The sequence below is a fragment of the Pseudomonas sp. BB438 genome (assembly GCF_057180225.1).
In genome coordinates, this window is sequence record NZ_CM170001.1 from 2,462,661 (window position 1) to 2,478,743 (window position 16,083).

Here is a 16,083-nt window from a genome sequence, read left to right on the forward strand (position 1 = left end):
TCCTTCGTCAACCGTGAAAAGACCTTCCGGGTATCGCTACTGCGCTGCCCGGCCACTTCAGAAATCCCAGACCGGAACGCCGTCCATGAGTAGCCCCGTCATCGAACGCATCGAGTCGATCATCGTCGACCTGCCGACCATCCGTCCGCACAAGCTGGCCATGCACACCATGCAGCAGCAGACGCTGGTGATCATCCGCCTGCGCTGCTCCGACGGCGTGGAGGGCATCGGCGAAGCCACCACCATCGGCGGCCTGGCCTACGGCAACGAAAGCCCGGAAAGTATCAAGGCCAACATCGACGCGCACGTTGCGCCGCTGCTCAAGGGCCAGGACGCCAGCAACATCAACGCCTGCATGCAGCGCCTGGACAAGTCGATCAAGGGCAACACCTTCGCCCGCTCGGGTATCGAGAGTGCGCTGCTGGACGCCCAGGGCAAGCGCCTCGGCCTGCCGGTCAGCGAACTGCTCGGCGGCCGCGTCCGCGACAGCCTCGAAGTGGCCTGGACCCTGGCCTCCGGCGACACCGCCCGCGACATCGCCGAAGCCGAGCAGATGCTGGAAATCCGCCGCCACCGCATCTTCAAGCTGAAGATCGGCGCCAACCCGCTGGAGCAGGATCTCAAGCACGTGGTGGCGATCAAGAAGGCCCTGGGCGAGCGCGCCAGCGTGCGCGTGGACGTCAACCAGGGCTGGGACGAATCCCAGGCCATCCGCGGCTGCCAGGTGCTCGGCGAGAACGACATCGACCTGATCGAGCAGCCTATCTCGCGCATCAACCGCAGCGGCCAGGTGCGCCTGAACCAGCGCAGCCCGGCGCCGATCATGGCTGACGAATCCATCGAGAGCGTGGCCGATGCTTTCAGTCTCGCCGCTGACGGCGCGGCCAGCATCTTCGCCCTGAAAATCGCCAAGAACGGCGGCCCGCGCGCCGTCCTGCGCACCGCGCAGATCGCCGAAGCCGCCGGCATTGCGCTGTATGGCGGGACCATGCTCGAAGGCGCGGTCGGCACCCTGGCCTCGGCCCACGCCTTCATCACCCTGGAGAAGCTGACCTGGGCCACCGAGCTGTTCGGCCCGCTGCTGCTCACCGAGGAGATCGTCACCGAGCCGCCGCTCTACCGCGACTTCCAGCTGCATGTACCACGCACGCCCGGCCTGGGCCTGACCCTGGACGAGGAGCGCCTGGCGCGCTTCCGCCGCACCTGAATCGCAACCCTTTCCGACTGCCCGATAGAGGAGAAGACCCGATGCTGTTCCACGTGAAGATGACCGTGAAATTGCCCGTCGACATGGACCCGGCGAAAGCCGCCCAGCTCAAGGCCGACGAGAAGGAACTGGCCCAGCGCCTGCAGTTCGAGGGCAAGTGGCGCCACCTGTGGCGCATCGCCGGGCACTACGCCAACTACAGCGTGTTCGACCTCGCCAGCGTCGAGGAACTGCACGACACCCTGATGCAGTTGCCGCTGTTTCCCTACATGGACATCGAGGTCGACGGGCTCTGCCGCCATCCGTCCTCGATCCATTCCGACGACCGCTGATTTTCGTTCTGTACGACTCAACAAGAACAAGACGTGAGGATCGCATCATGACCGTGAAGATTTCCCAGACTGCCGACATCCAGAAGTTCTTCGAAGAAGCCAGCGGCGCCTTGAATGACCAGGGCAACCCGCGCGTGAAGAACCTCGTCCTGCGCATCCTGCAGGACACCGCGAAGCTGATCGAAGACATGAACGTCACCCCCGACGAGTTCTGGAAGGCGGTGGATTACCTGAACCGTCTCGGTTCGCGCCAGGAGGCCGGCCTGGTCGTCGCCGGCCTGGGCATCGAGCACTACCTCGACCTGCTGCTGGACGCCCAGGACGAAGCCGCCGGCATCGGTGGCGGGACCCCGCGCACCATCGAAGGCCCGCTGTACGTGGCCGGCGCACCGCTGTCCGAAGGCGAAGCGCGGATGGACGATGGCCAGGACGCCGGCACCGTGATGTTCCTCTCCGGCCGCGTGTTCGACCCGCAGGGCAAGCCGCTGGCCGGCGCCGTGGTCGATCTCTGGCACGCCAACACCAAGGGGACGTACTCGTATTTCGACAGCACCCAGTCCGAGTTCAACCTGCGTCGCCGCATCGTCACCGACGCCGAGGGCCGCTACAAAGCTCGCAGCATCGTGCCCAGCGGCTACGGCTGCCCGCCGGACGGCCCGACCCAGGAACTGCTGAACCAGCTCGGTCGCCATGGCCAGCGCCCGGCGCACATCCACTTCTTCATCTCCGCACCAGGGCATCGTCACCTGACCACGCAGATCAACCTGGCCGGTGATCAGTACCTCTGGGACGACTTCGCCTACGCCACCCGCGACGGGCTGATCGGCGAGGTGCGGTTCGTCGAGGACGCGGCTGCGGCCCAGGCGCGTGGTGTGGACGGGCGCTTCGCCGAGATCGAGTTCGACTTCCAGCTGCAGCAGGCGGTGTCCGCCGACGCCGAAGACCGCAGCAGCCGTCCCCGCGCGCTGCAGGAAGCCTGATTTCCCAACCGCTCCGATCCTGCCGGTAACCCGCCGTAGGATGGCGTGGAGCGCAGCGATACCCATTGATCCATGTACCGCCAGCATGGGTGTCGCTGCGCTCCACCCATCCTACACAGCGTTCCCTGTTGCCCCGGCGCTCGGGCTGTTGCAGGCATGGCCCGCTCCTGCACGTCACCCCCTGTAGGAGCGAGCCACGCCCGCGATCCGTGCACGGCGTCCGCGCTCGCCAGAACGGCCATACACACCCGTCATCCAGCCGTTAGCCCCCTAAGAGAAGTGTTCGATATTCGCACCAATAGTCGATTATCGCATTGTTTGCCCATCCCCCCGGCGGTACCTTTTTCCCACCTGCACCACGCCTACAACGAGACCGACCATGGCTGAACTCCTCAACCTCCGCGAAGCGGTCGAGCGCTTCGTCAACGACGGCGACACCGTCGCGCTCGAAGGCTTCACCCACCTGATCCCGACCGCTGCCTCCCACGAGCTGATTCGCCAGGGCAAGAAAGACCTGCACCTGGTGCGCATGACCCCCGACCTGGTCTACGACCTGCTGATCGGTGCCGGTTGCGTGCGCAAGCTGACCTTCTCCTGGGGCGGGAACCCTGGTGTCGGTTCGCTGCATCGCCTGCGTGACGCGGTGGAGAAGGGGTGGCCGCGCCCGCTTGAGATCGACGAGCACAGCCACGCCGACCTCGCCAACGCCTACGTTGCCGGTGCCTCGGGCCTGCCGTTCGCCGTGCTGCGTGCCTACGCCGGTTCCGACCTGCCGAAGGTCAACCCGAACATCAAGTTCATCAACTGCCCGTTCACCGGCGAGCAGTTGGCCGCCGTGCCGTCGGTGCGCCCGGACGTCACCGTGATCCACGCGCAGAAGGCCGACCGCAAGGGCAACGTGCTGCTGTGGGGCATCCTCGGCGTGCAGAAGGAAGCCGCCCTGGCCGCCAAGCGCTGCATTGTCACCGTCGAGGAAATCGTCGATGACCTTAACGCGCCGATGAACGCCTGCGTGCTGCCGACCTGGGCGCTGTCCGCCGTCTGCCTGGTGCCCGGCGGCTCGCACCCGTCCTACGCCCACGGCTACTCCGAGCGCGACAACCGCTTCTACCAGGCCTGGGACCCGATCGCCCGCGACCGCGACACCTTCAACGCCTGGATCGATACCTACATCCGCGGCACGAAAGATTTTGCTGAGTTCAGAGCCAAACTCGCGGAGGCCAAGTAATGAGCGCCTACAGCACCAATGAAATGATGACCGTGGCCGCCGCTCGTCGCCTGAAGAACGGCGCCGTCTGCTTCGTCGGCATCGGCCTGCCGTCCAAGGCCGCCAACCTGGCGCGCCTGACCGCATCGCCGGACGTGGTCCTGATCTACGAATCCGGCCCCATCGGCGCCAAGCCCAGCGTGCTGCCGCTGTCCATCGGCGACGGCGAACTGGCCGAAACCGCCGACACCGTGGTGCCCACCGGCGAGATCTTCCGCTACTGGCTGCAGGGCGGGCGCATCGACGTCGGCTTCCTCGGCGCTGCGCAAGTCGACCGCTTCGGCAACATCAACACCACCGTCATCGGCGACTACAACACGCCGAAGGTGCGCCTGCCCGGCGCCGGTGGCGCGCCGGAGATCGCCGGTTCCGCCAAGGAAGTGCTGATCATCCTCAAGCAGTCCCACCGCACCTTCGTCGACAAGCTGGCCTTCATCACCTCGGTCGGCTTCGGTGAGGGGGGCGACCACCGCCAGCAACTCGGCCTGCCCGGCAAGGGCCCGGTGGCGATCATCACCGACCTGTGCATCATGGAGCCGGAAGCCGGCAGCAACGAATTCATCGTCACCACCCTGCACCCGGGCGTGACCCGCGAGCAGGTGGTCGAGAACACCGGCTGGGCGATCCGCTTCGCCGAGCAGGTCAGCGAAACCGTCGCGCCGACCGACGTCGAGCTGGAAGCCCTGCGCGCCCTCGAAGCTCGCACCGCCGCCGCCCACGGCCAGCTCGGAGGTGAGGAATGAGCCGCGAGGTCTTCATCTGCGACGCCGTGCGCACGCCTATCGGCCGCTTCGGCGGTTCGCTCTCCGGCGTGCGCGCCGACGACCTCGCCGCTGTGCCGGTGAAGGCGCTGGTGGAACGTAACCCGCACGTCGACTGGGCCGTGCTGGACGAGGTCTACCTCGGCTGCGCCAACCAGGCCGGCGAAGACAACCGCAACGTGGCGCGCATGGCGCTGCTGCTGGCCGGCCTGCCGGAAAGCGTGCCGGGCGTCACCCTCAACCGCCTCTGCGCCTCGGGCCTGGACGCGGTGGGCACCGCCTTCCGCGCCATCGCCAGCGGCGAGGCCGAACTCGTCATCGCCGGCGGCGTGGAGTCCATGTCCCGCGCGCCCTACGTGATGGGCAAGGCCGACAGCGCGTTTGGCCGTGGCCAGAAGATCGAGGACACCACCATCGGCTGGCGTTTCATCAACCCGCTGATGAAGGCGCAGTACGGCGTGGATGCCATGCCGCAGACCGCTGACAACGTGGCCGACGATTACCACGTCAATCGCGCGGACCAGGACGCCTTCTCCCTGCGCAGCCAGCAGCGTGCCGGCGTCGCCCAGGCCAGCGGCTACTTCGCTGAGGAAATCGTCCCGGTGGTGATCAAGGGCCGCAAGGGCGAGACCGTCGTCGATACCGACGAGCACCCGCGCCCGGACACCACCCTGGAAGCGCTGGCCAAGCTCAAACCGGTTAACGGTGAAGGCAAGACCGTCACCGCCGGCAACGCCTCGGGCGTCAACGACGGCGCCGTGGCACTGATCCTCGCCAGCGCCGAGGCGGTGAAGAAACACGGCCTGACGCCACGCGCCAAGGTACTCGGCATGGCCAGCGCCGGTGTCGCTCCGCGGGTGATGGGCATCGGCCCGGTGCCGGCGGTGCGCAAGCTGCTGGAGCGCCTGAACCTGTCGGTGGACCAGTTCGACGTCATCGAACTGAACGAAGCCTTCGCCGCCCAGGGCCTGGCGGTGACCCGCGAACTCGGCATCGCCGATGACGACGCCCGGGTGAACCCCAACGGCGGTGCTATCGCTCTCGGTCACCCGCTGGGCGCCAGCGGCGCACGCCTGGTGCTGACGGCGGTGCACCAACTGCAGAAGTCCGGCGGCAAGCTCGGCCTGTGCACCATGTGCGTGGGCGTAGGGCAGGGCGTGGCGCTGGTCGTCGAGCGCGTCTAGTTCTTCGCAGGAGCGAGCTTGCTCGCGAACCCGGCCGCCGCAGCGGGGGGGCGCGAGCAAGCCCGCTCCGACAGAGTCCTCCTCTCCGGTCATACTGTCCCGACTACGCACGCCGATCTCCGGAGCTACCCCCGTGAGCACCCACCTTCTGTTCGACGCCTACTTCACCCAGCCCGCCATGCGCGCGATCTTCAGCGACCACGGCCGGGTACAGGGCATGCTCGACTTCGAGGCCGCGCTGGCCCGTGCCGAGGCTCGCGTGGGTGTGATCCCGGCGAGCGCCGTGGCGCCCATCGCCGCGGCCTGCCGCGCCGAACTCTACGATTTCGATGCGCTGGCCCAGGCCATCTGCAGCGCCGGCAATTCCGCGATCCCGCTGGTGAAGGCGCTGGGTAAGCACATCGCCGCCGAGAACGCCGAAGCCGAGCGCTACGTGCACCTGGGCGCCACCAGCCAGGACGCCATGGACTCCGGGCTGGTCCTGCAGCTGCGTGCCGCCATCGAACTGCTGGAAAGCGACCTCGCCCAGCTCGCCGACGCGCTGGTCGTTCAGGCACACGCCCACGCCGGCACGCCCATGGTCGGTCGCACGTGGCTGCAGCATGCCACGCCCGTCACCCTCGGCATGAAGATCGCCGGCTGGCTGGGTGCGATCACCCGCCATCGCCAGCGCCTCAACGAACTCAAGCCGCGCCTGCTGTGCCTGCAGTTTGGCGGCGCTTCCGGCAGCCTTGCCGCGCTGGGCGGGCAAGGTTTCTCCGTGGCCGAGGCGCTGGCTGAAGATCTGGACCTGCAACTGCCCGATCAACCCTGGCACACCCAGCGCGACCGCCTGGTGGAATTTGCCAGCCTGCTCGGCCTGATCGCCGGCAGCCTCGGCAAGCTGGGCCGCGATCTCAGCCTGCTGATGCAGACCGAGGCCGGCGAAGTCTTCGAACCGTCTGCGCCGGGCAAGGGTGGTTCTTCCACCATGCCGCACAAGCGCAACCCGGTGGGCGCCGCTGTGCTGATCGGCGCGGCCACTCGCGCGCCGGGCCTGGTTTCGACCCTGTTCGCCGCGATGCCCCAGGAGCACGAGCGCAGCCTCGGCCTGTGGCATGCCGAATGGGAAAGCCTGCCGGAGCTGTGCTGTCTCGTCTCCGGTGCGCTGCAACAGGCGCTGAGCCTGGTGCCGGGCCTGGAAGTGGATGCCGAGCGCATGCTGGCCAACCTCGACCTGACCCGCGGGCTGGTGCTCGCCGAAGCCGTGAGCATCGCCCTGGCCCAGCGGATCGGCCGCGACGCCGCACACCACCTGGTGGAACAGTGCTGCAAGCAGGCCGTGAAGGAGGGTGCACACCTGCGCGCGGTGCTCGGCGCCAACGCCGAAGTCGCCGCCCAACTGAATGCCGAAGAGCTGGATCGCCTGCTCGATCCCGCCCATTACCTGGGCCAGGCGCGCCGCTGGGTCGAGCGCGCGCTGGCCGAACACCACGCACTTTCCTTGCGCAAAGAATCCCGATAGGAGCCCTGCATGCCTGCCGTACGTCTCGCCGATGGCGACCTGAACTATCAATTGGAAGGCCCGGCCGGCGCGCCGGTGCTGGTGCTGTCCAACTCCCTGGGCACCGACCTGCACATGTGGGACGCGCAGGTCGCGGCCTTCGCCGAAGACTTCCGTGTGCTGCGCTATGACACCCGTGGCCACGGCGCCTCGCTGGTCACTTCCGGCCCGTACAGCATCGAGCAGAATGGCCGTGACGTGCTGGCCCTGCTGGAAGCGCTGGATATCCCGCGCGCGCACTTCTGCGGCCTGTCCATGGGCGGCCTGATCGGCCAGTGGCTGGCCATCCATGCGCCCGAGCGCCTCTCGCGCCTGGTGCTGTGTAACACCGCTGCGAAGATCGGCACGCCGGAGGTCTGGAACCCGCGCATCGAGACCGTGCTCAGCGGCGGCGCCGAGGCGATGCGCAACCTGCGCGATGCGTCGATCTCGCGCTGGTTCACGGCCGATTTTGCCGAGTCTGAGCCGGGCAAGGTCGAGCCCATCGTCGGCATGCTGGCGCAGACCTCGCCGGAAGGTTACGCGGCCAACTGCGCGGCCGTGCGTGATGCCGATTTCCGTGGCGAGATCGGCGCGATCACGGCGCCGACCCTGGTGGTCTGCGGCGCTGCCGACGCGGTGACGACGACCGAGGACGGCCGCTTCCTGCAGGCGCACATTCCCGGCGCGGAGCTGGTGGAATTCCGTGCCGCGCACCTGTCCAACGTGCAGGCCGGCGATGCCTTCAGTCAGCGCGTGCTGGCGTTCCTGCGCGCCTGACGGCTTATCTACAGGCTTACCCTCGGAGTTTGAGATGGACGAGAACGAACGCTACGAAGCCGGTCTGCAGGTCCGCCGCGCGGTGCTGGGTGACACCCACGTCGACCGCAGCCTGCAGAAGCGCAACGCCTTCAACGAAGAGTTCCAGGAAATGATCACCCGCCACGCCTGGGGTGACATCTGGACCCGCCCCGGCCTGCCACGCCACACCCGCAGCCTGATCACCATCGCCATGCTGATCGGCATGAACCGCGAGGGCGAGCTGACTTTGCACCTGCGCGCCGCGCGCAACAACGGCGTGACCCGCGAAGAGATCAAGGAAGTCCTGCTGCAGAGCGCGATCTACTGCGGCATCCCGGCCGCCAATGCCACTTTCCACCTCGCCGAGGCGGTGTGGGACGAGCTGGGCACCGAGTCGCTGGAGGAGTAACCCTGATCAGATGCCTGCGGGCCACGCATCCGCAGGCATCTGATCCTGTCATCGCGCCCCATCGGCGCGATGACAGGCGTACGCCGTGGGTTGGAGTGCCTCAGCTCTCCAGCTCCTTGCGATCCCGGAACAGCTCCAGCGCGGCCGGGTTCGCCAGTGCGTCGGTGTTCTTCACCGGCTGGCCGTGCACCACGTTGCGCACCGCCAGTTCGACGATCTTGCCGCTGATGGTGCGCGGGATGTCGGTGACCGCGAGAATCTTCGCCGGCACATGGCGCGGAGTGGTGTTGCTGCGGATGGTCTGGCGGATGCGCTCCTGCAACGTCTCGTCCAGTGCCACGCCGTCACGCAGGCGCACGAACAGCACCACGCGCACGTCGCCCTGCCAGTCCTGGCCGATGGCGATGGACTCCAGCACCTGCTCGACCTTCTCCACCTGGCGGTAGATTTCCGCGGTGCCGATGCGCACGCCGCCGGGGTTGAGCACGGCATCCGAGCGACCATGGATCACCAGGCCGCCGTGTTCGGTTTCTTCCGCGTAGTCGCCATGGGCCCAGACGCCGGGGAACGTGGCGAAGTAGGCGTCGAGAAATTTCTCGTCGTTTTCGTCATTCCAGAAGCCCACCGGGATCGACGGGAAGTGCCGCACACAGACCAGTTCGCCTTTCTCGCCGCGCACCGGCCTGCCAGCTTCGTCCCAGACTTCCACCGCCATGCCCAGTGCCTTGCACTGGATTTCCCCACGCCACACCGGGCCGGTCGGATTACCGATGGCGAAGCAGGAAACGATATCCGTGCCACCGGAAATCGACGACAGGCAGAGGTCGGGTTTCACGTCACGGTAGACGTAGTCGTAACTCTCGTGGGCCAGCGGCGAACCGGTGGAAAGCAGCGTCTTCAGACGCTCCAGCGAGTGGGTCTGGCGTGGCCGCACATTGGCCTTCTCCAGCGCGGCGATGTACTTGGCGCTGGTGCCGAAGACGCTGATGTGCTCCGCGTCGATCAGGTCCATCAGCCGCTCGGGGCCGGGGTGGAAGGGCGAGCCATCGTAGAGCACCAGCGTGGCGCCGACGGCGAGGCCCGAGACCAGCCAGTTCCACATCATCCAGCCGCAGGTGGTGTAGTAGAACAGCGTGTCGTCGTTGCCCAGGTCGACGTGCAGGCCGTGCTCTTTCAGATGCTGCAGCAGCACGCCACCGGTACCGTGGACGATGCACTTGGGCACGCCGGTGGTGCCGGAGGAGTAGAGGATGTACAGCGGGTGGTCGAAGGGCACGGGGGTGAACACGGGGTCGCCGCCGCTGTGAAAGAAGTCCTGCCAGAGACTGACGCGCGCCGGGGTCTGGAAGTCGCTACGGCGCGCATGGCCGTTGGCGTAGGGGACGATCAGCAAGTGCTCCAGGCTGGGCAGCTGGGCGAGGATTTCATTGAGCTTGGCGGTGAGGTCCAGCACCTTGCCGGCGTAGCGGTAGCCGGCACAGGCGATCAGCACCTTGGGCTCGATCTGGCCGAAGCGGTCGATCACGCCGTGGGTGCCGAAGTCCGGCGAGCAGCTCGACCAGGTGGCGCCCAGGCTGGTGGTGGCGAGCATGCCGACCACGGTCTGCCAGGTATTGGGCATGAAGGCCGCGACGCGGTCGCCGACGCCCACGCCGGCTTCACGCAGGGCGCGTTGCAGGCCGGCGACCTGGGCGGAAAGCTCGGCGTGGCTGATGACTTCGCGGCGTTCGTCTTCGCTGATGGCGATCAGTGCCGGCTTGCTGTCGCGGCGGCGCAGCAGGTGTTCGGCGAAGTTCAGGGTGGCGCCAGGGAACCAGCGCGCATCGGGCATCTCCGGGCCTTCCTCGAGGACCGCGGTGGGTGCCTCGTGGAACTGCACGCCGAAGGTGTCGACGATGGCCAGCCAGAAGGCCTCGCGCTCGGCGATGCTCCAGGCGTGCAGCGCGGCGTAGTCGGGCAGGTCGAGCCCGTGCTGCTGCGCCACCTTGTGACGGAAGGCGTCCATGCGGGTGGCGGCGATGCGTTCGGGGGAAGGGCTCCAGAGCGCCTGGTTCATCGACTACGACTCCAACTGATTCGTGTGGGGCGGAAGGCACCGCCGACGAACGGTGCCTGCGCATCATGTCACGAAGCGCCGCAGGAACCCCAGGTCACTGCGCGACCCAGCCGCCATCCATGTTCCAGGCGGCGCCGCGGACCTGGGCGGCGGCTTCTGAACACAAGAATAGCGCCAGCTCGCCGAGCTGTTCGGCGGTGACGAAGTCGAGCGACGGCTGCTTCTCCGCCAGCAGGTCGTGGCGTGCCTGTTCAGGCGTGGAGCCGGCAGCCACCCGTGCGTCGATCTGCTGCTGCACCAGCGGCGTCAGTACCCAGCCGGGGCAGATGGCGTTGCAGGTGATGGCGCTGGTGGCGGTTTCCAGGGCGGTGGTCTTGGTCAGGCCGATCACCCCGTGCTTGGCCGCAACATAGGCGCTCTTGCCGGCGGAGGCGACCAGGCCGTGGGTCGAGGCGATGTTGAGGATGCGCCCCCAGCCGCGCTGGCGCATGCCCGGCAGCGCCAGGCGGGTGGTGTGGAACACCGAGGAGAGGTTGATGGCGATGATCGCGTTCCAGCGCTCCACGGGGAAATCTTCCAGCACCGCGACGTGCTGGATGCCGGCGTTGTTGACCAGGATGTCGAGGCCGCCGAACTCGCGCTCGACATAGTCGATCATCTCGGCGATCTGCTCGGGTTGCGCCATGTCCGCAGCGTGGTGACCGATGCGCGTGCCGTGCACCGACAACTCGCGTACCGCCGCGTCGATATCGCCAAAGCCGTTGACCACCACATTGGCGCCCGCCCGCGCGAGGCGCGCGGCGATGCCCAGGCCGATGCCGCTGGTGGAGCCTGTGACCAGTGCGGTCTTGCCTTTGAGTGTCATGCAAATCTCCTCTGCAACGGGGCGGTCGCCTCGCGGCGACCGCTTGGAAACAACCGGCTTATACGATCCCGGTGGCGTAGAAGGTCCCGATCACCACGAACACCGCGAGGGTCTTGATCAGGGTGATGGCGAAGATGTCCTTGTAGGCTTCGCGGTGGGTCAGCCCGGTGACCGCGAGCAGGGTGATCACCGCGCCATTGTGCGGCAGGGTGTCCATGCCGCCGGAGGCCATGGCAGCGACCCGGTGCAGTACTTCCAGCGGGATGTTGGCGGCGTGGGCGGCGGCGATGAACTGCTCGGACATAGCCGCCAGGGCGATGCTCATGCCGCCCGACGCCGAGCCGGTGATGCCGGCCAGGGTGGTGACGGTGATGGCCTCGTTCACCAGCGGATCGGGGATCTTCTTCAGCGCGTCGGCCAGCACCAGGAAGCCCGGCAGGGAGGCGATCACCGCGCCGAAACCGTATTCCGAGGCGGTGTTCATGGCCGCCAGCAGCGCGCCGGACACCGCAGTCTTGGTGCCCTCGGCGATCTTGCTGCGGATCACCGCAAAGCTGGTCACCAGCACCAGCAGAATGCCCAGCAGCAGCGCGGCCTGCACCGCCCAGATGCCGGTCAACTTGGCCACGTCGCTGGCCACCGGCGCGGCCATGCCGGCCAGTTGCAGGCTGTGGGTCTTGCCGTAGACCTGGGGAATCCAGTGGGTGAACAGCAGGTTGGCGACGCCCACCAGCACCAGCGGCGAGAGCGCCAGCAGCGGGTTGGGCAGCTTGATATCGTCGGCGGTTTCCGGTTCGTTGCGCAGTTCGGTGCCGTAGCCCTCACCGGCGGCGCGCGCCTTGCCGGCCTGGCGGCGGAGGAACAGCATGCCGACGGCGAACACGAACAGGCTGCCGATCAGCCCCAGCCAGGGCGCGGCCCAGCCGGTGGTGTTGAAGAAGGCGGTGGGGATGATGTTCTGGATCTGCGGGGTGCCGGGCAGGGCGTCCATGGTGAAGCTGAAGGCGCCCAGGGCGATGGTCGCCGGGATCAGCCGCTTGGGGATGTTGCTCTGGCGGAACATCTCGGCGGCGAACGGATAGACCGCGAACACCACCACGAACAGCGACACGCCGCCGTAGGTGAGCAGGGCGCAGACCAGCACGATCACCAGCATCGCCTGGCTCGTACCGAGCAGGCGAATAGCCGCGGCGACGATGGAACGGGAGAAGCCCGACAGCTCGATCAGCTTGCCGAACACCGCGCCGAGCAGGAACACCGGGAAGTAGAGTTTGACGAAGCCGACCATCTTCTCCATGAACACCCCGGTGAAGGCCGGGGCGACGGCGGAAGGGTCGGTCAGCAGCACCGCCAGCAGCGCGGCGATGGGGGCGAAGAGGATCACGCTGTAGCCGCGGTAGGCGGCGAGCATCAGCAGGGCGAGGGCCGCGAGGGCGATGACCACGCTCATCGAAGTATCTCCAGTTTCAGCGCGGCCAGGGCCGCGCTTCGTTCTTGTTGTAAAGGGCTTGCTTGACGATCAGGGGTCAGGCGATCCGGCAATCACCAGAGGGGTAGCACATAGCTGAGGATCAGCCGGTTCTCGTCGAGGTCGTTGCCGAAGTGGCTGGAGCGTACCGTCGCATTGCGCCACTTCACGCCGACGTTCTTCAGCGGGCCGCTCTGCACCACGTAGCCGATGTCGGTATCGCGCTCCCACTCCTTGCCCTCGGGCTTGCCCGCACCCAGTTCGATGTTGTCGCCGGACAGGTAGCGCGTCATGAAGGTCAGTCCGGGTATGCCCAGGGCGGCGAAGTCGTAGTCGTAGCGCGCCTGCCAGGATTTCTCGTCGCGATTGGCGAAGTCGCCGATCTGCACGAAGTTGACCAGGAAGGCGTCGGTGCCGCCGATGTAGGCAAAGCCGGTGTCGCCGCTCATCGTCTGGTAGCCGGCGCCGAAGCCGTGGCCGCCGAGGGTGTAGGTGAGCATCGCGCCGAAGGCGCGGTTGTCGACGTTGCTGTGGCCGTCGTCGTCGGAGCGCGCGTAGCGCAGGTCGGTCTTCAGCGACTGGCCGGCGGCGACGGGCAGCACATGCACCAGGTTGACGATGTGCTGGTCGTAGAGCCCGTCGAGCTTGGCGTAGCTGTAGCCGGTGGTGAGCTGTGGCGTCCACTTGTAGCTCAGGCCGGCAAAATCGAACTGGTCGCTGCTGTCGGTGGCGACGATGCCGCGCGCGCTGCCGCTGGTGACGGTCATGTCCTCGCGGTTGGACGAGTCGCGCTGGCTCACCTGGCGCAGGCGGCCGCCGTCGAAGGTCAGGCCGGCGAACTCGGCGGAGTTCAGGTGCGCGCCTTCGAAAGTCTGCGGCAGCAGGCGCGAATCGTTGGCCAGCACGGTGGGCAGCTTGGGCAGCAGGGTGCCGATCTTCAGGGTGCTTTTGGAGGCGCGCAGCTTGGCGGTCAGGCCCAGTTCGCTGTAGTCGTCGGCGGCGCCGTTGACCTTCTCCCGGTCGCGCGGCAGCAGGCCGGAGCCAGCGCGATCGGGGCTGGAATCCAGCTTCACGCCGAGCAGGCCGAGGGCGTCGACACCGACGCCGATGGTGCCTTCGGTGTAGCCGGATTCGTAGCGCAGCAGGAAGCCCTGGGCCCATTCCTCCTGCTTGGATTGCGCGGCATTGTCCTGGCGGAAGTCGCGGCTGAAGTAAAAGTTACGCAATTCGACGCTGGCCTTGCTGTCGGCGAGGAATTCGGCGAAGGCCTGGGGCGAAAGGGCGAGGGTGGAACCGAGGGCGGTCAGAACGGCGGCATGATTGAGCGTGGAGCGGCTCATCGGGTGATCTCCTGGCGCGGCGCCGTGTGCGAAGCGGGACTAGCCGTGAAGTCCGCTGGGATCTGTTCGCGTTCGGGCAGCGTTGATTGTTGTTATGTCGGCTGTGCGGCGCGATAGCCGCGAGAGGCGACATAGCCAGGACCGTGCCAGGATTGTAACTGTTTGATTTATAAGTCTTATTTTGAGAGTGGCGTGATTAGGGAGAAGCTGTTTGTCTCTGCTTTGAGACAGGGCGCCAGGTTTTACCGTTTGGATGTTGCTGATCAGGCAGTAGGAGGGGTTGTCTCTGTTTTGAGACTTATCTCTTTTTCAGGACTGAACGCCCAGTGCGGCCATCTTCTTATACAGCGTCGAGCGCCCCAGCCCCAGGCGGCGCGCGGCGGCATCGACGTTGCCAGCCTGCTCGGCCAGGGTGTTGGCGATCAGCTCGCGCTCGAAGGCATCCCGCGCGGCGTAGAAATCCTCTCCGTCGGCCAGCCTGGCGGCCGTCGCAGTCGTACCTGCCGGGAGCGGTTGCAGCTCACCCAGTGCCGAGCGCAGGGCGGCGGCGTCGATCTGCGGGCGGTCGCCCAGCAGTACGGTGCGCTCCAGCAGGTTGCGCAGCTCGCGCACGTTGCCCGGCCACGCGTGCCGGGCCAGCAGCGCGAGGCCGCCAGCGTCCAGTTCGTAGAGGGTCTGGCGGTCATCGCGCAGGCCGTCGAGGATGGCTTCGCACAGCGCGGGGAGGTCTTCCAGGCGTTCGCGCAGCGGCGGAATCTCGATGGGCAGGACATTGATGCGGTAGAACAGGTCGGCGCGGAAACGCCCCGCGCGCACGGCGGCGTCGAGGTCGATGGAGGTGGCGGCGATCAGGCGGATGTCGCTGCGCAGCACCTCGTTGGAGCCCACCGGTTCGAATTCCTTCTCCTGAAGCACCCGTAGCAGTTTGCTCTGCAAGGTCAGCGGCATGTCGCCGATCTCGTCGAGGAACAGCGTGCCGCCCTGGGCGATCTGCAGCTTGCCGGCACGGCCCTTGCGGTCCGCCCCGGTAAAGGCGCCGGGTGCGGTACCGAAGAATTCGGCTTCCAGCAGGGTTTCGGGAATAGCGGCGGCGTTGATGCTGACGAAGGGCTTGTCCGCGCGTGGCGAGGAGGCGTGGATGGCATGGGCGAGCAGCTCCTTGCCGGTGCCGGTCTCGCCCAGCAGCAGGATCGGCGCCTCGCTGGCGGCACCACGGCGGGCGCGGCGTTTCACGTCCAGGCTGGCCGGGCTGGTGCCGATGAAATGCCCGAAGCTGTACTTGGCCTGGCGCGCCTGCAGCAGCGAGCGTGTCGAGGCCAGTTCGGCCTGCATGCGCTGGTAGCGGGTGAGCAGCGGCGAGAGCGCGCGCAGCTCGTCGAACAGGGCGAAGCCAATGCCGCCGATGACAACGCCTGAGTCGTCGCGGATCGGCACGCGCATGACCACCAGTGGGTCCTTGGTCATGTCGAGGATGTCCAGCAGCATCGGCCGGCCGCTGCTGACCACCTCGCGCATCAGGCTGCCGGGGATCACCTGCTCGACCGGGCGGCCGACGGCCTGTTCGGCGCTGTCCAGGCCGAAGCGCTGGGCATAGCGCTGGTTGATCCAGACGATGCGCGCCTCGCGGTCGACGATCACCGTGCCTTCGCTGAACTGCTCGAAGATCTCGAACAGCGAGCGGATCGCCAGTTGGCGGACGCTGGGGTAGTCCTTGAGGCTGTCGGTGTCGGTCATGGGCGGGCCGTGCGCGAGGAGGGCAGAGGGCGCACTTTACTGGCGGACGAGAACCTAGGGAAAGGGTGGAGAACCCTCGTTTCCCGGCACCGCCCTCTCCCTAACCCTCTCCCTTCAGGGAGAGGGCGGGGGAGAGGGATGCCCAGAGCAGGAACAA

General features: G+C 67.1%; 14 protein-coding genes. 9 read left to right on the forward strand and 5 right to left on the reverse strand.

Translation table 11 applies throughout. The annotated features are described in order from the left end of the window. The first annotated feature begins 85 nt into the window (after positions 1-85). From AC1ZV1_RS11545 to pcaC, 9 genes are all read left to right on the forward strand, one after another. Positions 86-1,207: a muconate cycloisomerase family protein gene (locus AC1ZV1_RS11545; RefSeq protein WP_484296828.1), complete on the forward strand. Its 1,122-nt coding sequence runs from the start codon at positions 86-88 to the stop codon at positions 1,205-1,207. Between the two features lie 41 nt (positions 1,208-1,248). Next, entirely contained in the window at positions 1,249-1,539 is a 291-nt protein-coding gene (catC, locus tag AC1ZV1_RS11550) for a muconolactone Delta-isomerase (protein WP_484296829.1), read from the forward strand. Between the two features lie 47 nt (positions 1,540-1,586). After that, positions 1,587-2,519, forward strand: a complete 933-nt coding sequence (catA, locus tag AC1ZV1_RS11555) for a catechol 1,2-dioxygenase (RefSeq protein WP_484296830.1) — start codon at positions 1,587-1,589, stop codon at positions 2,517-2,519. A gap of 379 nt (positions 2,520-2,898) precedes the next feature. Continuing rightward, a complete protein-coding gene (locus tag AC1ZV1_RS11560; protein ID WP_484296831.1) occupies positions 2,899-3,747 on the forward strand; it encodes a CoA transferase subunit A in 849 nt (282 codons plus the stop codon). Beyond that, a complete protein-coding gene (locus tag AC1ZV1_RS11565) occupies positions 3,747-4,529 on the forward strand; it encodes a CoA-transferase subunit beta (protein WP_484296832.1) in 783 nt (260 codons plus the stop codon). The genes AC1ZV1_RS11560 and AC1ZV1_RS11565 overlap by 1 nt, the downstream gene beginning before the upstream one ends. Further along, entirely contained in the window at positions 4,526-5,731 is a 1,206-nt protein-coding gene (gene pcaF, locus AC1ZV1_RS11570; protein ID WP_484296833.1) for a 3-oxoadipyl-CoA thiolase, read from the forward strand. Before AC1ZV1_RS11565 ends, pcaF begins: the two co-directional genes overlap by 4 nt. 178 nt (positions 5,732-5,909) lie before the next feature. Further along, on the forward strand, positions 5,910-7,235 hold the full coding sequence (locus tag AC1ZV1_RS11575; RefSeq protein WP_484297546.1) for a 3-carboxy-cis,cis-muconate cycloisomerase: 1,326 nt from the start codon (positions 5,910-5,912) through the stop codon (positions 7,233-7,235). Between the two features lie 9 nt (positions 7,236-7,244). Next, entirely contained in the window at positions 7,245-8,033 is a 789-nt protein-coding gene (gene pcaD, locus AC1ZV1_RS11580) for a 3-oxoadipate enol-lactonase (protein ID WP_484296834.1), read from the forward strand. 34 nt (positions 8,034-8,067) lie between these two features. Next, positions 8,068-8,463, forward strand: coding sequence for a 4-carboxymuconolactone decarboxylase (gene pcaC / locus AC1ZV1_RS11585; protein WP_484296835.1), 396 nt, complete (start codon positions 8,068-8,070; stop codon positions 8,461-8,463). Between the two features lie 100 nt (positions 8,464-8,563). Here the strand turns inward: pcaC and AC1ZV1_RS11590 are convergent, their stop codons facing one another. The 5 genes from AC1ZV1_RS11590 to AC1ZV1_RS11610 all read right to left on the reverse strand — a co-directional run bounded on the left by AC1ZV1_RS11590 (position 8,564) and on the right by AC1ZV1_RS11610 (position 15,926). Further along, complete coding sequence (locus AC1ZV1_RS11590) at positions 8,564-10,519, reverse strand: acetoacetate--CoA ligase (RefSeq protein ID WP_484296836.1); 1,956 nt, start codon at positions 10,517-10,519, stop codon at positions 8,564-8,566. 94 nt (positions 10,520-10,613) lie between these two features. Beyond that, positions 10,614-11,384, reverse strand: coding sequence for a 3-hydroxybutyrate dehydrogenase (locus tag AC1ZV1_RS11595; protein ID WP_484296837.1), 771 nt, complete (start codon positions 11,382-11,384; stop codon positions 10,614-10,616). A gap of 58 nt (positions 11,385-11,442) precedes the next feature. Next, positions 11,443-12,834 (reverse strand): GntP family permease, encoded by a 1,392-nt coding sequence (locus AC1ZV1_RS11600; protein WP_484296838.1) that lies wholly within the window; start codon positions 12,832-12,834, stop codon positions 11,443-11,445. 92 nt (positions 12,835-12,926) lie between these two features. Next, entirely contained in the window at positions 12,927-14,192 is a 1,266-nt protein-coding gene (locus tag AC1ZV1_RS11605; protein WP_484296839.1) for an OprD family porin, read from the reverse strand. A gap of 309 nt (positions 14,193-14,501) precedes the next feature. Further along, positions 14,502-15,926, reverse strand: a complete 1,425-nt coding sequence (locus AC1ZV1_RS11610) for a sigma-54 interaction domain-containing protein (protein ID WP_484296840.1) — start codon at positions 15,924-15,926, stop codon at positions 14,502-14,504. Between the last annotated feature and the right edge of the window lie 157 nt (positions 15,927-16,083).